Below are 18,919 nucleotides of genomic sequence, written 5' to 3'. Positions count from 1 at the left end.
CCTCTGTTTTAACAGGATCACCGATGGCCGAACCTCGTTTTATTCATTTACGCGTCCACAGCGACTACTCCATGATCGATGGGCTAGCCAAAACTGGCCCGTTGGTGAAAAACGCGGCAAAAATGGGCATGCCAGCCATCGCGATCACGGATTTCACCAACCTGTGTGGGCTGGTAAAATTTTACGGCACTGCACACGGTCAAGGCATGAAGCCGATTATTGGCGCAGATTTCAACGTCAGTAGTGAAGCCATGGGTGATGAGCTGTCCCAAATCACCGTACTGGCCGCCGATAACGACGGTTATCAAAACCTCACCTTGTTGATTTCCCGAGCCTACCAACGTGGCTACGGTCCGGCGGGCCCGACGATTGATCGGGACTGGTTGGTTGAGCATCAGCAGGGGATTATTTTATTGTCAGGCGGACGACGTGGCGATGTCGGTAAAATGCTGTTGCGCGGCAACACGGCGCAGGTCGCAGAGTGTCTGGCGTTTTATCAGCATCATTTTCCCGATCGCTACTACCTTGAACTGATTCGTACCGGTCGCCCGGACGAAGAAACGTACCTGCATGCTGCCGTTGCGCTGGCGATGGAGAACGCGATCCCGGTGGTCGCCACCAACGAAGTCTGTTTCCTGACGGAATCAGAATTCGATGCACATGAAATCCGCGTCGCCATCCACGATGGTTTTACCCTCGACGATCCAAAACGTCCGCGCAACTACAGTCCGCAGCAGTATATGCGTAGCAGTGAGGAGATGTGCGAGCTGTTCTCGGACATCCCGGAAGCGCTGGAAAACAGCGTGGAAATTGCCCGTCGTTGTAACGTCACTATCCGTCTGGGTGAGTACTTCCTGCCGCAGTTCCCAACGGGTGACATGACAACGGAAGATTTCCTGGTGGTGAAATCGAAAGAAGGGCTGGAAGATCGCCTGGCGTTTCTGTTCCCTGATGAGCAGGTGCGCGCCGAACGCCGCCCCGCCTATGATGAGCGCCTGGATATTGAACTCAACGTTATCAACCAGATGGGATTCCCTGGTTACTTCCTGATCGTGATGGAGTTTATCCAGTGGTCGAAGGATAACGATGTGCCAGTGGGGCCGGGACGTGGATCGGGTGCCGGTTCACTGGTGGCCTATGCGCTGAAAATTACCGACCTCGACCCGCTCGAATTTGATCTGCTGTTTGAACGTTTCCTCAACCCGGAACGTGTGTCGATGCCCGACTTCGACGTCGATTTCTGTATGGAAAAACGCGATCTGGTGATTGAGCATGTGGCTGAGATGTACGGGCGCCAGGCGGTTTCACAGATCATCACCTTTGGTACCATGGCGGCAAAAGCGGTCATCCGCGATGTCGGCCGCGTGCTGGGGCATCCTTACGGTTTCGTGGATCGCATCTCCAAACTGGTGCCACCTGACCCCGGTATGACGCTGGAAAAAGCCTTTGCCGCAGAACCGCAGCTGCCAGAAATCTATGAGGCAGATGAAGAGGTTAAAGCGCTGATCGACATGGCGCGCATTCTGGAAGGGGTGACGCGCAACGCCGGTAAGCATGCCGGGGGCGTGGTGATTGCGCCGACCAAAATTACTGATTTTGCCCCGCTCTACTGTGACGAAAATGGCCACCATCCGGTTACCCAGTTCGATAAGAACGATGTGGAATATGCCGGGCTGGTGAAATTTGACTTCCTGGGGCTGCGCACGCTGACGATCATCGACTGGGCGCTGGCGATGATCAACGCCCGTCGTGCGAAAGAAGGTAAAGATCCGATCGATATTGCGGCGATCCCGCTTGAAGATCAGAAAAGTTTCGATATGCTGCAACGCTCGGAAACCACGGCGGTGTTCCAGCTCGAATCACGCGGCATGAAAGACCTGATCAAACGCCTGAAGCCTGACTGCTTCGAGGATATGATCGCTCTGGTTGCCTTGTTCCGTCCCGGCCCGCTTCAGTCCGGCATGGTGGATAACTTCATTGACCGTAAACACGGGCGTGAGGCGATATCTTATCCGGATATTCAGTGGCAGCATGAGTCGCTGAAGCCCGTGCTGGAGCCGACCTACGGCATTATCCTCTATCAGGAACAGGTGATGCAGATCGCCCAGGTACTGGCAGGATACAGCTTAGGCGGGGCGGATATGCTGCGTCGTGCGATGGGTAAAAAGAACCCGGTTGAGATGGCCAAGCAGCGTGGCGGCTTTGAAGATGGGGCGAAATCACGCGGCATTGATGGCGAGCTGGCGGTTAAAATCTTCGACCTGGTGGAAAAATTCGCCGGGTACGGATTTAACAAATCTCACTCCGCCGCTTATGCGCTGGTCTCTTATCAGACTTTGTGGCTGAAAGCACACTATCCGGCTGAGTTTATGGCCGCCGTGATGACTGCCGATATGGACAACACCGAAAAGGTAGTTGGCCTGGTGGATGAGTGCTGGCGCATGGGGCTGAAGGTCTTACCGCCGGATATTAACTCCGGGCAGTACCAGTTCCACGTTAACGATAACGGCGAGATTGTTTACGGCATTGGCGCGATCAAAGGGGTGGGCGAAGGCCCGATCGAAGCCATCATTGACGCACGTAATGAGGGCGGGTATTTCCGCGAGCTGTTTGACCTCTGCGCACGCACCGATACCAAAAAGCTGAATAAGCGGGTGCTGGAAAAACTGATTATGTCCGGCGCGTTTGACCGTTTAGGTCCGCACCGCGCCGCCTTGATGAGCGCCTTACCGGATGCATTGAAAGCAGCCGACCAACATGCCAAAGCCGAAGCCATCGGCCAGGCAGATATGTTTGGTGTGCTGGCAGAAGCCCCGGAACAGGTAGAGAAGTCCTATTCGGACGTCACGCCATGGCCGGAACAGATTCAACTGGATGGCGAAAGAGAGACGTTAGGGCTTTACTTAACGGGTCACCCGATCAACCAGTACTTGAAAGAGATTGAGCGCTACGTCGGTGGACTGCGCCTGAAAGACATGCACCCGACCGAGCGTGGTAAGATGATCACCGCAGCCGGTCTGGTGGTGGCGGCCCGCGTCATGGTAACAAAACGCGGTAACCGTATTGGCATCTGCACCCTGGATGACCGTTCTGGTCGTCTGGAAGTGATGTTATTTACAGATGCGTTAGATAAGTTCCAGCATATGTTGGAGAAAGACCGTATCCTGATCGTCAGTGGGCAGGTCAGCTTCGATGACTTCAACGGCGGGCTTAAAATGATGGCCCGCGAGATGATGGACATTGATGAAGCACGTGAAAAATATGCACGTGGGCTTGCTATCTCGCTGACGGACAGGCAAATTGATGACCAGCTTTTGAACCGTCTCCGTCAATCCCTGGAACCCCATCGTTCGGGGACAATTCCGGTACATCTCTACTATCAGAGAGAGGATGCGCGGGCGAAGTTGCGCTTCGGTGCAACCTGGCGCGTGTCGCCGAGCGATCGTTTGCTGAACGATCTGCGATCGTTGATAGGATCGGAGCAGGTGGAACTGGAGTTTGACTAAAACAGGATTATTATGAGTCTTAATTACCTGGATTTCGAACAGCCAATCGCTGAGCTTGAAGCGAAAATTGATTCGCTCAAGTCGGTTGGCCGTCAGGATGAAAAACTGGATATTAATCTGGATGAAGAGATTCAGCGTCTGCGCGATAAAAGCGTTGAGCTGACCCGTAAAATCTTCTCAGATTTAGGTGCCTGGCAGATCGCGCAGCTTGCGCGTCATCCGCTGCGCCCGTATACGCTGGACTATGTTCGCAATGTGTTCACTGACTTTGACGAGCTGGCGGGCGATCGCGCCTATGCCGATGATAAAGCTATCGTTGGTGGTACTGCGCGTCTCGATGGTCGTCCGGTGATGATCATTGGTCATCAGAAAGGGCGTGAAACCAAAGAGAAAATTCGTCGTAACTTCGGCATGCCTGCGCCGGAAGGTTACCGTAAAGCGCTGCGCCTGATGGAGATGGCCGAGCGTTTTAATATGCCGATCATCACTTTTATCGACACCCCGGGTGCCTATCCTGGTGTGGGCGCAGAAGAGCGCGGTCAGTCTGAAGCCATCGCACGCAACCTGCGTGAGATGTCAGGCCTGACCGTGCCGGTTATCTGTACTGTTATCGGTGAAGGCGGTTCCGGTGGCGCACTGGCCATTGGTGTCGGTGACAAAGTGAACATGTTGCAGTACAGCACCTACTCGGTGATTTCGCCGGAAGGCTGTGCATCTATTCTGTGGAAAAGCGCCGACAAAGCGCCACTGGCCGCAGAAGCGATGGGCATCATTGCACCGCGTCTGAAAGAGCTGAAGCTGATTGATACCGTGATCCCGGAACCCCTGGGCGGCGCACACCGCAACCCACTGGCGATTGGTGTGTCACTGAAGGCCCAGCTGCTTGCCGATCTGGCCGATCTCGATACCTTCACGAAAGAAGAGTTGTTGGATCGCCGCTACCAACGTCTGATGAGCTACGGCTACGCCTGATCGTTCAGCATTCGTTACCCAAAGGGCCAGACATTGTCTGGCCCTTTTTGTTTTGCGTCCACTATGCTTACACACTGGAGCAAACCTACCAGGAGGCCACATTGAATATTATCGCGATCATGGGACCGCATAACGCATTCTATAAAGATGAACCCATCCGTGAACTCGACGCGACGTTAAAAAACCAGGGTTTTCAGACCATCTATCCGCACGATGCCAGCGACCTGCTGAAGCTGATTGAACACAACCCGCGCATCTGTGGCGTGGTGTTTGACTGGGACGAATACAGTCTCGAACTCTGTCGTGATATCAACCAGTTAAATGAGTATTTGCCGCTATACGCCTTTATCAACACCCACTCGACGATGGATGTCAGCATTAACGAAATGCGCATGACCCTCTGGTTCTTTGAATATGCCCTGAATGCGGCTGATGACATTGCCCAGCGCATACGGCACTACACCGATGAATACATCGACACCATCACACCACCCCTGACCAAGGCACTGTTTACCTATGTGAAGGAGGGTAAATACACCTTCTGTACGCCTGGGCATATGGCGGGAACGGCGTTCCAGAAAAGCCCGGTGGGCAGCCTGTTCTATGATTTCTTTGGTGCCAATACGCTGAAAGCGGATATCTCGATTTCCGTCACAGAACTGGGATCGCTACTCGACCACACCGGCCCGCATCTTGAAGCTGAAGAGTATGTCGCGCGCACCTTCGGTGCCGAACAGAGCTATATGGTCACCAATGGCACCTCGACGTCGAATAAAATCGTCGGTATGTACGCCGCCCCCGCAGGCAGCACCATGCTGGTGGATCGTAACTGCCATAAGTCGCTCACCCATTTGTTGATGATGAGCGATATCATCCCGATCTGGCTGAAACCGACGCGTAACGCGCTGGGTATTCTTGGCGGCATCCCGAAGCGTGAATTCACCAAAGAGAGTATTGCCCTGAAAGTCGCGCAAACACCGCGTGCCAGCTGGCCGGTCCATGCGGTGATCACCAACTCGACGTATGACGGATTGCTGTATAACACGCAGTACATCAAAGAGACGCTGGATGTGCCGTCTATCCACTTTGATTCTGCCTGGGTGCCCTATACCAACTTTCACCCGATCTACCAGGGACTCAGCGGTATGAGCGGAGAGCGCACGCCGGGTAAGGTGATCTATGAAACCCAGTCGACGCACAAACTATTGGCGGCCTTTTCACAGGCCTCGCTGATTCATATTAAAGGTGACTATGACGAGCAAACCTTTAATGAAGCCTACATGATGCACACCACGACGTCCCCCAACTACGCGATTGTGGCTTCTATTGAGACGGCGGCAGCGATGCTGCGTGGTAATCCGGGTAAGCGTCTGATTAATCGGTCAGTGGAGCGGGCACTGCATTTTCGTCGCGAAGTTCAGCGTCTGCGCGAAGAGTCTGAGGGCTGGTTCTTTGATATCTGGCAGCCGGAAGGCGTCGATGAACCAGAATGCTGGGCGATTCAGCCCGGGGACGAGGAGTGGCACGGTTTCCGCGATGCAGATGCTGACCATATGTATCTCGACCCGATCAAAGTCACGATCCTGACACCAGGGATGAGCGAACTGGGTGAGATGGCAGAAGAGGGGATACCGGCGGCGCTGGTGGCGAAGTTCCTCGATGAACGTGGTGTGGTGGTGGAAAAAACCGGGCCATACAATTTGTTGTTCCTGTTCAGCATCGGTATTGATAAGACCAAAGCGATGAGCGTCCTGCGCGGGCTGACCGAATTTAAGCGCTCGTACGATCTTAACCTCCGGGTGAAAAACATGCTGCCGGATCTGTATGCAGAAGATCCCGATTTTTACCGCACTATGCGTATTCAGGATCTGGCGCAGGGGATCCATACGCTGATCCGCCAACACGATCTGCCGCGTCTGATGTTACAGGCCTTTGCCACATTGCCCGAGATGAAGCTCACACCACATCATATGTTTCAGCAGCAGGTGAAGGGCAATATCGAAACAGTAGAGATCAGTGAGCTGGTGGGGCGTGTCTCGGCCAATATGATCCTGCCTTATCCTCCCGGCGTACCCGTGGTGATGCCGGGCGAGATGATCACCGAGCAGAGCCGGGCAGTGCTCGATTTTCTCCTGATGCTGTGCGCTATCGGCAAACACTATCCGGGGTTTGAGACCGATATTCACGGCGCGAAGCTCACCGATGAGGGGCAATATCTGGTGCGGGTGCTGAAACACGACGTAGAGATTTAACCCAAGATCCAGAATCGTGCCATTGTCGCTGTCAGGCCTGGCGGTTAAGGTCGTCAGGCATGTATTTATCAGGAGCATTCAGGAGCCACAATGTCAGGTTTACAGTTAAAAAAAGTCCATCACGTGGCAATCATTGCCGGGAATTATGCGGTGAGTAAGGCATTTTACTGCGATATCCTGGGGTTCGGCCTGATGGGCGAAGTGTATCGCGAGGAGCGCGATTCGTGGAAAGGGGATCTGACGCTGAACGGTGAGTACATTATTGAGCTGTTCTCCTTCCCGCACCCCCCTGCACGACCAACTCAGCCTGAAGCCTGTGGTCTGCGCCATCTGGCATTTAGCGTGGAGGATGTTGATGCGGCGAAACGACAACTGGAAGCACACGGCGTGTCCTGTGAGGTGATCCGTATTGACCCGCTGACCGGTAAGCGCTTTACCTTCTTTAATGATCCGGATGGATTGCCGTTAGAGTTGTATCAGGCTTAAAATACCCCTCTGCTAAACCCGGCTTTTTGTCGGGTTCTTCTTTCAGGAAAGCCATGTCATCCCTTGCCCATCTTGAAGCCACACTGGCGAATGAGCACAGCCTGCTGCTGGCCTACAGTGGTGGGCTCGACTCCAGCGTATTGCTGCATCAACTGGTGTTGCTCAGACAGCAGCGTCCGGCGTTGCAGCTGCGGGCGGTGCATATTCATCATGGCCTCAACCCGCTGGCGGAGAGTTGGGTCGCGCACTGTCAGCAGCAGTGTGCATGCTGGCAGGTGCCACTGGAGGTGGTCTATGTCAGTGTGGATGCACGTCAGGGGGGGGTTGAAGCAGCCGCACGTACCGCACGCTATTTGGCCTTCCGTCAGCGGCTGCGGGCGGGGGAAACGCTGTTAACCGCCCAGCATCAGGACGATCAGAGCGAAACCCTGTTACTGGCGCTGAAGCGGGGCAGTGGGCCGGCTGGATTGGCGGCGATGCCGGAACAACACTGGCTGGGCGAACACCGGCATCTGCGTCCCTTGCTGACACACAGTCGTCAGCAACTGGAGGAGTGGGCCGAACAGCACCAGCTGATGTGGATTGAGGATGACAGCAACAGCGATGCGCGCTATGACCGGAATTTTCTGCGCCTCGAGGTGATGCCAATGCTGAATGCCCGCTGGCCGCACTTCTCACGTGCGGTGGCCCGCAGCGCAGCGCTGTGTGGCGAGCAGGAACAACTTCTGGATGAGTTACTGGCGGAGTCACTGGATTCGCTGATGGATGCATCCGGCACGTTGTCGATTCTCCCGATGCTGGAGATGAGTGAAGCCCGGCGCTTTGCCCTGCTGCGGCGCTGGATTGCGCATCAGCAGGGCAGTATGCCCTCGCGCGATGCGCTGCGGCGTGTATGGCAGGAGGTGGCCTGTAGCCGTGAGGATGCAGAGCCGCGTTTTCGGCTCGGGCAGAACGAGGTACGCCGTTTTCGTGGCCGTCTTTACTGGTTGCCATTACTGACATCGTTAAGCGAGCACGCGCAGCCGTGGCCGGATAGAGCACAACCGCTACAGCTGCCTGACGGGCTAGGGCAGTTGGAACAGCATAATGATGGTCTGGCGCTGCGGCGCCCCCTTTCCGGTGAGGCGGTCAGCGTACGCTTCCAGGCACAGGGATCGTTGCATATCGTCGGACGCGCAGGCAGTCGCCCGCTGAAAAAACTGTGGCAGGAACTGGCGGTGCCGCCGTGGCAGCGGGGTCGAATACCGCTGATTTTTTATGGCGACCGTCTGGTCGCCGCCGCTGATTTTTTTGTCACCCGTGACGGTGCCCCAACGGCTGCGGATACGGACTGGTTTGTGTACTGGCGTCGCTAAATATTGAGAGAGTCATGATAATTATCAGAGTGATGGTGTTGCTGCTGCTGAGTGGTAGCCTGCCCGCCCTGGCCGCAGGAGACAGCGGCGCCGGGCAGGAAAAATCAGCGCGTTGTATGGCCTGCCACGGAACAGAAGGAAAAGCATCGGCACCGATCTACCCCAACCTTGCCGGGCAGCATGCGCCTTATCTGGCTCAGGCATTGCAGGCGTATAAAAGCGGTGCACGCAGCGGCGGCCAGGCGGAAGTGATGAAAGCGTTTGTTGCCGGGCTGAGTGATGAAGATATTGATGATTTAGCAGCGTATTATGCGGGGCTGAAGCCTTGAGAAGAGAGGCGGATCGACGATCCGCCTGACTGGGAGACTAATCGGATTCACTCACCACCACGGTACCGAGGTCGGGGTGGCTGAAGCTGGCAATATGGTCGAGGCGCAGATCGCGGTTTTCTCCGGCAATGTCAATGCTCAGGTATTCCACGTTCTTTCGCGACACCATATCTTTAGCCTTTGCCTTAAGCTGTTCACCGTCTTTTAACGCCAGTGTCAGCATCCAGTTATTCTGGCAGGCGAGTTCCAGGTTGTCATAGTCATCACAGTTGATCGGTTTGTAGGCTTCATCTTTCGTCAACATAGTCGCTCACCAATAAGTTCGCGGCAGCAAACGCTGCCTTTTCCCTGATGGAAGACGGTAGCACAGGATCGCCCGCTACTTCATCAAGCGCTTTCAACACGCACGCTAATGCGTCAGGCACGTATCCCAGGTCGCCACTGCCTATTTCGGCATATTTCCGGCGAACTAATTCACAATACTTTTGCACATGCACCCCCTTCCGAGTTTTCTCTGGCGATTATCCGACTATAGCACAGGCATTTACGGGAAATCAGCCTGCGAGCGGGTGATTTGCTTCGTCATCAGGTTACAATAGCGGGTAACTGAGATAAGGATCCTTATGGCACTGAAAGCAACGATTTATAAAGCCACGGTTAACGTCGCAGACATGGACCGCAATGTATTTATCGATAATACCCTGACGCTGGCCCGCCACCCTTCGGAAACCGAAGAGCGTTTGATGCTGCGTCTGCTGGCCTGGCTGGTTCATGCGAATGAGCGTTTGACCTTTACGCGTGGACTGAGCGCAGAAGATGAGCCAGAAATCTGGCAGCTGAACGATCATAGTGGGATTGATGTTTGGGTGGATCTCGGTCTGCCAGATGAGCGCAGAATTAAAAAGGCCTGTAGTCGTTCTCAACATGTCTGGCTGTACACCTATAACTGGCGCGCGGCACAGCCCTGGTGGCAGCAGCATCAAAACAAACTGACCCAGCATGATAATCTGACGATACGTTACCTCAATGACGAGCAACTGAGTGCTCTGACGCAACTGGCTTCACGCTCAATGACGTTACAGGCCACTATTCAGGACGGCACTATCTGGCTCTCTGATGAGACTCATCATCTGGAAATTCAGTTTGAGCAGTGGCTGGAGGCAGGAAAAAGGGTATGATTGTATTATCACGTAGCGTCACTATTCCTGATGCCGAAATCGAAATCACCGCGATCAGAGCGCAGGGAAACGGTGGTCAGAACGTGAATAAAAGTTCGACGGCAATCCATTTGCGCTTTGATATTCGGCGCTCCAGCCTGCCGGTGTTTTATCAGGAAAGGATGATGGCTGTCAGCCACCATCTGATCACTCCCGAAGGCATTGTGATTATTAAGGCGCAGGAATATCGCAGCCAGGAGATGAATCGTGAGGCGGCATTAAAGCGGCTGGAGAATTTGATTCTTGAGCTTACCGTGGTGGAGAAAACCCGCCGCGCAACGCGTCCGACGCTGGCATCAAAAAAGCGTCGGCTGGAAGGTAAAGCGCATAAGGCCTCAACCAAATCGCTGCGGGGTAAAGTTCGCGGCGACTGACTTGTTTATTTTTTGCAGGAGCGACTATGAAAGCTGTTGTTCTCACGCTGTTTGCCACACTGGCATTGGGCGCGTTATTTGGCTGTAATAACCGACAAAACGCACAACAACCCTCACCGCTGGAGCCGATGCAGCAGAGTTATAGCGGGTTGCTGCCCTGCGGACCTGCCTGTCAGGACAGTGAATCCTCGTTGTTCCTGGCGGCCGATGGCAGTTATGTGCTGGAGCAGCGTGCGGGCGGAGAGAGTACGCTACGTAGTGCGCAGTATGGTAAATGGGCGCGCACGGCTGATACGCTGACGCTGGTGGCCATGAACGGTGAGAAACAACGTTTTCGCCCCACGGAAAATGGCCTCGACGTGATTTCCTGGCGCTCGGTGGCAATGAACAGTCAGCATCCTTATCATCTCACGGCGAATAACCGTAAGGTGTTATAAAAGTCCCTTAAATCATCCCGTATTTATTAACGTGATGCATTTCCGGGATTAAGTGGAATTAACTCAAATTAATATGGCCATTGTAGAACAGAACGATTCTCTGCAATGGTCATGGCGCACTTCCCCAGGTAAATAATCCTAAAACGTGGCTAACCTCTTGTTGCTTCGGTTCATTTATCGTTTTATATCCTCGTTCTGACCTTTATTATCCAATATAGCTGAAGCACGCCAGAGAAGGATCTCACGCCATTTCCCATTATGTCGGGAGATCACTCTTTCGGTATTGCCTGATATAAGCAGCTTTGTCTTCTTACACACAGTTTGCGAGTTTATAATTTTGAATCAATTAACGGCATTGAAAAAAGGCTATGCAAAAGTCTTCCTGTGGCTTTTAGTCACGCTTTTTCTGATCCCCACTATTACGCTGGTTTTTGCTGAATACGGCACACGCCAGCTCGATCAGGAATACAGCGAAATTTTTATTGATGATGCCCGCGGGCAAGGTCAGGACGTCAATAAACTGACTGCTTTCCTTCAACAGAATCCCCCTTCCAGCGTTTGTGGTGTGGTACCGGACGATCTGCTCGACTATCAGGGGGCGGTTTGTGCAGAGAAGTCAGAGCTGTGGCAGTTCTGGATGATGGATAAAGTTGCCTTCTGGACGTTGGTGGGCGGTGTCGCCATGCTGCTGATGATTGTTCTGTTCAGCGCGCTGGCATTTAAAAATCGTCAGGGACAGTTGCAAAGCCTGACGCTGGCACGTCCCTTCCTGATGCTGGCCAGTGCGCTGGAAGTGCTGGTGCAGGGAGGTATGCTGGTCTGGCTCTCCTTCTGGGGAACGGCATTCTTTACCCAAACCTATTATCCGAAGCTGGTTATGGCGATGGGCCTGCTGGTGCTGGTCGCGATGTTCTATATGATCAGAGGCATCTTCAAAAAGCTGCCACGTGATGAGGATGTTGAAGGTGAAGTGGTCACGCGCGAAGCCGCACCTGAACTCTGGGCACGCATTGATGCACTGGCGTCGCAGGTGGGGACCACGCCGCCGGATCATATTATTGCAGGTATCGATACCAACTTTTATGTTACTGAAGCGCCTCTCAGCGTGAATGAGCAGGCACTGAATGGTCGCAAACTGTACGTCAGTATTCCCTTGCTGCGCCAGCTAACCACGGCACAGGCAGATGGCGTGATGGTGCATGAATTAACGCACCTGCATGAGGGTGATACCGCCTCGGGTGCCCTGCTGGGGCCGAAGCTGCATCGCTTCGATCAGTACATTCATCTGATGAGCAGCGATGTGTCTACGCTGGTGGTGTTCTATCCGCTCTGCCTGTATCGCATGCTGTTTGAACTGGCGTGGCAGCGTAACAGCCGTGAGCGCGAATTTGTGGCTGACCGCAGTGCCGCAAACGTAATTACCCCGGCGGCGATCGTCGAGTCGCTGATTAAAATCTCGGCCTATGCCAGCTATCGTAGTGAAGTTGAGCAAATGCTGTTTGAAAATAAAACCCTGCATGGGAATGAGCTGGGGATCAGTAAAGCGATTGCCATTGGCCTGCCTCAGCACGTTAATTCACCTGACTTTATTAGCGTGATGCGTGAACAGAACGTACCGCATCCGTTCGATTCGCATCCGCCGCTGGCCGATCGCATGCGCAATGTCGGTTATACGATCGACGAAACGGGTTATGCCGCAATCGCGGCGGAACTGCCGACGGAGAGCTGGGTCGACCTGATGCCAGTGGCGTCAGACATTGAACAACACCTTTGGCAGAAATATGAGCAGGATTTCTCATCTGCTCATGAACAGAGCCTTGCATGGCGTTATGAGCCGGAAGGTGAAGAAGAGACGGCGTTGGTACTGAAGCATTTCCCACCGGCGGCCTGGACGCTGAAAGACGGCAACCCGATTGAGATTACGTATCAGGGGATTGTGAAGCCAGGGACCGCTGAACTGTTACCGTGGGATAATATTAAAAATATCAATGTGATTCGCCGTTTCGGCACTGACGTGCTTTATCTACAACATGTTCAGCCTAATGCAGCGGGTAAAAAACGCACTGAGATCCGTTTGCCTGGGGTGAAGAAGGATATTGAGGTATTTAAATACACACTGAGTCACTACTGGCAGCGCCATCAGACAATGCGGGCGTTACAGGAACAAGACCAGGCTCTGGCAGCGCAAAGCTAAAAGCTAAAACGAAAAAGCCACCGCATGCGGTGGCTTTTTTATGTCTGATCGCTTTGGTCAGTAGTCGTGGATCTTAAACCGCCAGCTCACTCACCAGGAAATCAACGATTTCATTGGTTTTGATCATACGTTTCTCACCGGCACGACGCGCTTTATACTCAACTTCTTCGCTATCGAGGTTACGGTCGCCAATCACGATGGTATGCGGTACGCCAATCAGTTCCATATCGGCAAACATCACACCCGGGCGCTCTTTGCGGTCGTCGAGGATCACATCAATCCCTTTAGCACGCAGAGTGGCATATAGCTCTTCCGCCAGCTCTTTCACGCGGAATGACTTCTGCATGTTCATTGGCAGGATGGCCACCTGGAAAGGTGCCAGCGCAGGAGACCAGATAATGCCGCGCTCATCGTGGTTCTGCTCAATGGCCGCCGCAACGATGCGCGTAATACCAATCCCGTAGCAGCCCATGGTCATAATCTGGTTACGGCCGTCTTCACCCTGTACCGATGCTTTCATCGCTTCAGAGTACTTGGTGCCCAGCTGGAAGATATGGCCAACTTCAATACCGCGTTTGATCAACAGCGTACCTTTCCCATCCGGGCTGGCATCACCTTCGACCACATTGCGGATATCCGCAACGCGTGGCAGCGGCAAATCGCGCTCCCAGTTGATGCCTTTCAGGTGCTGTCCGTCAATATTGGCACCTGCGCTGAAATCGCTCATCGCTGCCACAGTACGGTCTGCAATGATCGGCATGTTCAGGCCTACCGGACCGAGGGAGCCAGGGCCCGCGTTAACCAGCGCACGGATTTCTTCTTCTGTTGCGAAGGTCAGCGGGGCAGCAACGATATCAATATGTTCCGCTTTCACTTCATTCAGCTCATGATCGCCACGAACCAGCAGGGCAACCAGCGTATGGCTGCTCTCTTTGGTTGCCTGCACCATCAGTGTCTTGACGGTTTTCTCGATCGGCAACCCAAACTGTTCTACCAGTTCGGCGATGGTTTTTGCATTTGGCGTGTCGAACTGCACCATCGGTTGCGTGGCGGTTGCACGGCCACCGGCAGGGGCGACTGCTTCTGCTTTTTCAATATTGGCGGCGTAGTCAGATTCGGTAGAGAACACCACATCGTCTTCACCGCTCTGCGCCAGCACCTGGAACTCATGGGAGGCGCTGCCGCCGATAGAGCCGGTATCTGCATCAACGGCGCGGAAGTCCAGCCCCATACGGCTGAAACTCTGGCTGTAGGCACGATACATCGCATCGTAGGTTTCCTGCAGCGACTCCTGCGAAGTATGAAACGAGTAGGCATCTTTCATGATGAATTCACGTGAGCGCATTACACCAAAGCGTGGACGCACTTCATCACGGAATTTAGTCTGGATCTGGAACAGGTTCAGCGGTAATTGCTTATAGGAGCTGAGTTCGTTACGGATCAGATCGGTAATCACTTCTTCATGCGTTGGGCCGAGAACAAACGGGCGCTCGCCACGGTCAACGAAGCGCAGTAACTCCGGGCCATATTGCTCCCAACGACCACTCTCCTGCCACAGATCCGCAGGCTGAACGACGGGCATAGAAATCTCAATGGCACCGGCGTTGTTCATCTCTTCGCGCACGATGTTTTCAACTTTTTTCAGCACGCGTAAACCGGTCGGCAACCAGGTGTACAGACCGGATGCCAGTTTACGGATCATCCCGGCGCGCAGCATCAGCTGGTGGCTGATCACTTCAGCGTCGGCAGGTGTCTCCTTCAGAGTGGAGAGCAGGTATTGAGTAGTACGCATGAATTACGATTCCATATGAACGCATAAAGCCAAAAAACGTGGACGCTAGTGTACCAGCGTGTCAGGTGAGTCAAAAGATGCCGGGAGAAATTAACGCGGGTCGATGGCGATAACTTCCGTACCGGACTGGGTCACGCGCCAGCGTACATTGAATTCCAGCAGCCAGGCGGCATATTCCCGGTCCGGTTCTTCGCCTTTGCGATATGCTGGCCGGGGATCCTGAGCCAGCACCTGAGCGATAAAGCGTTCAAGGTGGGGATAGTGCCGCTGATGCTGTTGTAACTGCTGTTGTGCCGGGAGGCTGAAGCAGACCGGCATATCGGCATCGGGGGCTTGCTGGGCAAACCCGGCGCGCGCTTCGGGGAGCGCCTCGGCAAACGGCAGATAAGGTTTGATATCCACGATGGGCGTGCCGTCAACCAGGTCGAGGCTGCCTAATTCGAGGATCACCTGCTGCTGTTCACAACGAACGCCCTTTAACTCAACCAGCGACATGCCGATAGGATTTGGACGGAAGGTTGAGCGGGTGGCAAACACACCCATGCGCGCATTACCCCCTAACCGCGGTGGCCGTACGGTAGGCCGCCAGCCGCCTTCCATCGTCTGATGAAAAACAAACAACAGCCAGAGATGACTGAATGCTTCAAGCCCACGTACGGCTTCCGGCTGGTTATAAGGCGCTTGCAGATGCAGCTCGCCGCCACCATCCTGTATCAAACCAGGCTGACGGGGAACGGCAAATTTCTCCTTCCACGGTGAATGGATCACGCCAATCTGATCGAAGGAGAAACGACTCATTGATTGCTGACTTTGAGGGCTGAACCCTGGCATACGGCCTGACGCACGCAGCCCTGAGCGCCACTCACGATCTCACATTTATGTACCAGCACCGCATTGGCTTTCATACCGGATGCCCGGATCTGCAGACGTTTACGTGCGGTGGCGAGATTCGGTGGTGAATCCTGTGCGCTGCTCTGGCAATCTTCGCCATAGACTTCGCCCAGGTCAGCAAAAGGTTTGCTAACGAGGTCAGCAGGGTCGGTATACAGTTTTACCGGGGCAGGGCGGGCTGCGGGTTTCGACTGAGATGCGCCAGTTTGCGTAGACTGTGGAAAAGGTTTCACAGGCTCATAGGGCCGTGGTACCAACGAGCACCCTGTCAGCGTTAGCGCTAACAAACAGAGCGGTAAAACACGCATGGGAAAATCCTCACGATCGGTAAAAGTGGCGTTATTGAAGCAAGCCGGGAGGGAAATAACAAGCGGAGAGCGTACAGTCTGGCACGTATGGACGATGAGAATGTGATAGCGGGCGGCAGAAGCCACCCGCATTGGTTAAATTACCAGCCTTTCACTGCGCCGCCGTTGAACACTTTGTTCGCTGCGTCGTTAACTTCATCTGACTGATAAGCTTGTACGAATTTCTTCACGTTTTCCGCGTCTTTATTATCTTCGCGGGCAACGAGCAGGTTTACGTACGGCGAGTTTTTATCTTCAACGAAGATGCCGTCTTTTGCTGGCGTCAGGTTAATCTGGCTGGCGTAAGTGGTGTTAATCACTGCCAGGGCAATTTGCTGATCGTCCAGGGAACGTGGCAACTGCGGTGCTTCCAGTTCAACCAGTTTCAGGTTTTTCGGGTTCTCAACCACATCCAGTGAGGTTGGCAGCAGGCCAACACCCTCTTTCAGTTTGATCAGGCCCACTTTCTGCAGCAGAAGCAGTGAACGACCCAGGTTGGTTGGGTCGTTAGGGATAGCCACCTGTGCACCGTTTTGCAGTTCATCCAGCGTTTTAATCTTTTTCGAGTAACCCGCAATCGGATAAACGAAGGTGCTGCCTACAGAAACCAGCTTGTAACCGCGATCTTTGATCTGCTGGTCCAGGTAAGGTTTATGCTGGAAGGCGTTAAGGTCGATATCGCCTTTGCTCAATGCTTCGTTAGGCAGTACGTAGTCGTTGAAGGTCACCAGCTCAACATCCAGGCCGTATTTATCTTTTGCCACTTTCGCGGCGACTTCAGCTACCTGCTGCTCGCTACCCACGATCACACCCACTTTAATGTGGTTTGGATCTTTCTCTTTCTGATCGCAGCCAGCCAGTGCCAGAGTACCGATAAGTGCGCCAACAGCGGCAAGCGTTTTAACGTTAAAAGACATATCCCTTCCTTAAATAGAGAGAAATTACTGTTGTGTTTACTTGTGGCTAACCGCACGAACAATGCGATCGCCACAGAACTGAATCAAATACACCAAAACAACCAGCAGAACCAATACCGTATTCATCACTGTCGCGTTGTAACCGATATAGCCGTACTGATAGCCAATCTGACCCAGACCGCCTGCGCCGACGGCGCCACCCATTGCTGAGTAGCCGACCAGAGTAATCAGAGTAATAGTAGCGGCATTCACAAGACCTGGCAGTGCTTCAGGCAGCAGAACCTTACGGATAATCTGCAATGGTGTGGCACCCATGGCGCGTGATGCTTCAATCAGGCCGGTAGGTAATTCAAGCAGGGCATTCTCAACCATACGGGCAATAAAGGGTGCTGCGCCTACGGTGAGCGGAACAATCGCGGCCTGCAGACCAATTGAGGTACCGACGATAATCCGGGTGAAGGGGATCATCCACACCAACAAGATAATGAAAGGAATCGAGCGGAAGATATTCACCGCGGCTGACAGCACGCGATAAAGCTTCGCGTTCGCCACGATCTGCCCAGGACGGGTAACATAAAGAAGCACACCAACGGGCAGCCCAAGCACAAAACCGAAAAAGCCGGAGACAAAGGTCATCATCAGGGTTTCCCAGATGCCGCGGCCCATTAACCACATCATCGCCTCAGACATAACCTAATACCTCTATCTTCACATGGTGCTCTTGCAGGAACGCGATGGCCGCTTGAGTATCGGCTGACTCACCGTGGATTTCGGCCAGCATAATGCCGAACTTCACGCCACCGGCGTAATCCATCTGCGCGCTGATAATATTGTTGTTCACATTGAAACGGCGTGCTGACTCAGACAGCAGCGGGGCATCCACTGACTGACCGGTGAACTCCAGGCGTAATAAAGGAACGGTTGTTGCGCTGGGTTCTGGGGAGAGACGTTTCAGGTAGTCTTCCGGGATATCCAGATGCAGCGTTGATTGAATAAACTGTTGGGCCAGCGGCGTCTTTGGATGAGAGAACACTTCACTCACCGTATCCTGCTCAATCAACTCACCGTTGCTGATGACCGCAACGCAATCGCAGATACGTTTCACCACGTCCATCTCATGAGTGATCAGCAGGATGGTGATCCCAAGACGACGGTTGATGTCTTTCAGCAATTCAAGAATGGAACGGGTGGTCGCCGGGTCCAGCGCGCTGGTGGCTTCGTCACACAGCAGCACTTTGGGGTTGCTGGCCAGCGCACGGGCAATGGCCACGCGCTGCTTCTGCCCGCCGGAGAGATTGGCAGGCCAGGCATCGTGTTTATCCGCCAGGCCAACCAGGTCAAGTAATTCACTGACACGGGCTTTAATCTCAGCCTTTGACAGGTTGCCCAGCTCCAGCGGCAGTGCAACGTTACCGGCGACGGTACGTGAGTTCAGCAGGTTGAAGTGCTGGAAGATCATGCCAATCTGGCGACGCGCCAGTGTTAACTGGCTTTCTGATAGTGTGGTGAGATCCTGGTTATCAACCAGCACGCTGCCGGAAGTTGGACGCTCCAGCAAATTGACGCAGCGAATTAAGGTGCTTTTACCTGCACCGGAAGCGCCGATCACGCCATAAATTTGTCCGGCGGGCACATGCAGGCTGACATCAGACAGCGCTGTAATCGTGCGTGAACCCTGCTGGAACACTTTGGTGATATTTGAAAGTTTAATCATTGATTTATTTATTATCGTGATGGGAGTTATCCGTGGCATTCATTATAACGGCATCCCGCATTGAAGGGACTGGATGGATGGTAGGGCATCCAGACGTCTAAATCAATCGAAGTCATTCAATCTGCCATTCTCTCTT

General features: G+C 53.7%; 18 protein-coding genes. 10 read left to right on the top strand and 8 right to left on the bottom strand.

Annotation, left to right across the window (positions count from 1 at the left end):
- The first annotated feature begins 23 nt into the window (after positions 1 to 23).
- From dnaE to LJN55_RS18760, 6 genes are all read left to right on the top strand, one after another.
- Complete coding sequence (gene dnaE / locus LJN55_RS18785; protein ID WP_133842183.1) at positions 24 to 3,506, top strand: DNA polymerase III subunit alpha; 3,483 nt, start codon at positions 24 to 26, stop codon at positions 3,504 to 3,506.
- Positions 3,507 to 3,518: 12 nt separating this feature from the next.
- Positions 3,519 to 4,478, top strand: coding sequence for an acetyl-CoA carboxylase carboxyl transferase subunit alpha (accA, locus tag LJN55_RS18780; protein WP_133842182.1), 960 nt, complete (start codon positions 3,519 to 3,521; stop codon positions 4,476 to 4,478).
- Between the two features lie 101 nt (positions 4,479 to 4,579).
- Positions 4,580 to 6,730: a lysine decarboxylase LdcC gene (locus tag LJN55_RS18775; RefSeq protein ID WP_159336928.1), complete on the top strand. Its 2,151-nt coding sequence runs from the start codon at positions 4,580 to 4,582 to the stop codon at positions 6,728 to 6,730.
- A 90-nt stretch (positions 6,731 to 6,820) separates the two neighbouring features.
- A complete protein-coding gene (locus LJN55_RS18770; protein ID WP_133842180.1) occupies positions 6,821 to 7,216 on the top strand; it encodes a VOC family protein in 396 nt (131 codons plus the stop codon).
- A 53-nt stretch (positions 7,217 to 7,269) separates the two neighbouring features.
- Positions 7,270 to 8,571, top strand: a complete 1,302-nt coding sequence (gene tilS / locus LJN55_RS18765) for a tRNA lysidine(34) synthetase TilS (RefSeq protein WP_227535032.1) — start codon at positions 7,270 to 7,272, stop codon at positions 8,569 to 8,571.
- A 14-nt stretch (positions 8,572 to 8,585) separates the two neighbouring features.
- The gene (locus tag LJN55_RS18760) at positions 8,586 to 8,900 is read left to right on the top strand and encodes a c-type cytochrome (RefSeq protein WP_133842178.1); all 315 of its coding nucleotides are present in this window, start codon (positions 8,586 to 8,588) and stop codon (positions 8,898 to 8,900) included.
- Positions 8,901 to 8,937: 37 nt separating this feature from the next.
- Here the strand turns inward: LJN55_RS18760 and rof are convergent, their stop codons facing one another.
- A complete protein-coding gene (rof, locus tag LJN55_RS18755; protein ID WP_133842177.1) occupies positions 8,938 to 9,204 on the bottom strand; it encodes a Rho-binding antiterminator in 267 nt (88 codons plus the stop codon).
- The gene (locus tag LJN55_RS18750) at positions 9,188 to 9,391 is read right to left on the bottom strand and encodes a YaeP family protein (protein WP_133842176.1); all 204 of its coding nucleotides are present in this window, start codon (positions 9,389 to 9,391) and stop codon (positions 9,188 to 9,190) included. Before LJN55_RS18750 ends, rof begins: the two co-directional genes overlap by 17 nt.
- Positions 9,392 to 9,523: 132 nt before the next feature.
- Here LJN55_RS18750 and LJN55_RS18745 point away from each other — a divergent pair, with 132 nt between their 5' ends.
- From LJN55_RS18745 to LJN55_RS18730, 4 genes are all read left to right on the top strand, one after another.
- A complete protein-coding gene (locus LJN55_RS18745; protein WP_227535031.1) occupies positions 9,524 to 10,078 on the top strand; it encodes a YaeQ family protein in 555 nt (184 codons plus the stop codon).
- Positions 10,075 to 10,491, top strand: a complete 417-nt coding sequence (gene arfB, locus LJN55_RS18740) for an alternative ribosome rescue aminoacyl-tRNA hydrolase ArfB (protein WP_133842174.1) — start codon at positions 10,075 to 10,077, stop codon at positions 10,489 to 10,491. The genes LJN55_RS18745 and arfB overlap by 4 nt, the downstream gene beginning before the upstream one ends.
- A 26-nt stretch (positions 10,492 to 10,517) precedes the next feature.
- Complete coding sequence (locus LJN55_RS18735; protein ID WP_133842173.1) at positions 10,518 to 10,928, top strand: copper resistance protein NlpE N-terminal domain-containing protein; 411 nt, start codon at positions 10,518 to 10,520, stop codon at positions 10,926 to 10,928.
- A gap of 337 nt (positions 10,929 to 11,265) precedes the next feature.
- A complete protein-coding gene (locus LJN55_RS18730; RefSeq protein WP_227535029.1) occupies positions 11,266 to 13,122 on the top strand; it encodes a M48 family metallopeptidase in 1,857 nt (618 codons plus the stop codon).
- Positions 13,123 to 13,195: 73 nt separating this feature from the next.
- Here the strand turns inward: LJN55_RS18730 and proS are convergent, their stop codons facing one another.
- The 6 genes from proS to metN form a co-directional block, all read right to left on the bottom strand.
- Complete coding sequence (proS, locus tag LJN55_RS18725) at positions 13,196 to 14,914, bottom strand: proline--tRNA ligase (protein ID WP_227535028.1); 1,719 nt, start codon at positions 14,912 to 14,914, stop codon at positions 13,196 to 13,198.
- Positions 14,915 to 15,004: 90 nt separating this feature from the next.
- Positions 15,005 to 15,712, bottom strand: coding sequence for a tRNA (N6-threonylcarbamoyladenosine(37)-N6)-methyltransferase TrmO (gene tsaA / locus LJN55_RS18720; protein WP_133842170.1), 708 nt, complete (start codon positions 15,710 to 15,712; stop codon positions 15,005 to 15,007).
- Positions 15,709 to 16,113 (bottom strand): Rcs stress response system protein RcsF, encoded by a 405-nt coding sequence (gene rcsF, locus LJN55_RS18715; protein WP_133842169.1) that lies wholly within the window; start codon positions 16,111 to 16,113, stop codon positions 15,709 to 15,711. Before rcsF ends, tsaA begins: the two co-directional genes overlap by 4 nt.
- Before the next feature lie 140 nt (positions 16,114 to 16,253).
- Positions 16,254 to 17,069 carry a MetQ/NlpA family lipoprotein gene (locus LJN55_RS18710; protein WP_133842168.1) on the bottom strand — a complete coding sequence of 272 codons (816 nt, stop codon included), beginning with the start codon at positions 17,067 to 17,069 and terminating at the stop codon, positions 16,254 to 16,256.
- A 36-nt stretch (positions 17,070 to 17,105) separates the two neighbouring features.
- Entirely contained in the window at positions 17,106 to 17,759 is a 654-nt protein-coding gene (locus LJN55_RS18705; RefSeq protein WP_133842167.1) for a methionine ABC transporter permease MetI, read from the bottom strand.
- Positions 17,752 to 18,783, bottom strand: a complete 1,032-nt coding sequence (gene metN / locus LJN55_RS18700) for a methionine ABC transporter ATP-binding protein MetN (RefSeq protein WP_133842166.1) — start codon at positions 18,781 to 18,783, stop codon at positions 17,752 to 17,754. Before metN ends, LJN55_RS18705 begins: the two co-directional genes overlap by 8 nt.
- Between the last annotated feature and the right edge of the window lie 136 nt (positions 18,784 to 18,919).

It is taken from the genome of Erwinia rhapontici (assembly GCF_020683125.1).
GTDB lineage: Bacteria > Pseudomonadota > Gammaproteobacteria > Enterobacterales > Enterobacteriaceae > Erwinia > Erwinia rhapontici.
Note: the sequence above shows the minus strand (reverse complement) of the source record. Positions and strands in the feature narration are given on the sequence as shown.

Bases quoted from the DNA above. Each gene is read 5' to 3' on its own strand.
- dnaE (WP_133842183.1), top strand. From the start codon at position 24: ATGGCCGAACCTCGTTTTATTCATTTACGCGTCCACAGCGACTACTCC.
- tilS (WP_227535032.1), top strand. From the start codon at position 7,270: ATGTCATCCCTTGCCCATCTTGAAGCCACACTGGCGAATGAGCACAGC.
- LJN55_RS18705 (WP_133842167.1), bottom strand. From the start codon at position 17,759: ATGTCTGAGGCGATGATGTGGTTAATGGGCCGCGGCATCTGGGAAACC.
- rof (WP_133842177.1), bottom strand. From the start codon at position 9,204: ATGTTGACGAAAGATGAAGCCTACAAACCGATCAACTGTGATGACTAT.
- LJN55_RS18770 (WP_133842180.1), top strand. From the start codon at position 6,821: ATGTCAGGTTTACAGTTAAAAAAAGTCCATCACGTGGCAATCATTGCC.
- LJN55_RS18745 (WP_227535031.1), top strand. From the start codon at position 9,524: ATGGCACTGAAAGCAACGATTTATAAAGCCACGGTTAACGTCGCAGAC.
- accA (WP_133842182.1), top strand. From the start codon at position 3,519: ATGAGTCTTAATTACCTGGATTTCGAACAGCCAATCGCTGAGCTTGAA.
- LJN55_RS18710 (WP_133842168.1), bottom strand. From the start codon at position 17,069: ATGTCTTTTAACGTTAAAACGCTTGCCGCTGTTGGCGCACTTATCGGT.
- proS (WP_227535028.1), bottom strand. From the start codon at position 14,914: ATGCGTACTACTCAATACCTGCTCTCCACTCTGAAGGAGACACCTGCC.
- rcsF (WP_133842169.1), bottom strand. From the start codon at position 16,113: ATGCGTGTTTTACCGCTCTGTTTGTTAGCGCTAACGCTGACAGGGTGC.
- LJN55_RS18735 (WP_133842173.1), top strand. From the start codon at position 10,518: ATGAAAGCTGTTGTTCTCACGCTGTTTGCCACACTGGCATTGGGCGCG.
- tsaA (WP_133842170.1), bottom strand. From the start codon at position 15,712: ATGAGTCGTTTCTCCTTCGATCAGATTGGCGTGATCCATTCACCGTGG.
- metN (WP_133842166.1), bottom strand. From the start codon at position 18,783: ATGATTAAACTTTCAAATATCACCAAAGTGTTCCAGCAGGGTTCACGC.
- arfB (WP_133842174.1), top strand. From the start codon at position 10,075: ATGATTGTATTATCACGTAGCGTCACTATTCCTGATGCCGAAATCGAA.
- LJN55_RS18760 (WP_133842178.1), top strand. From the start codon at position 8,586: ATGATAATTATCAGAGTGATGGTGTTGCTGCTGCTGAGTGGTAGCCTG.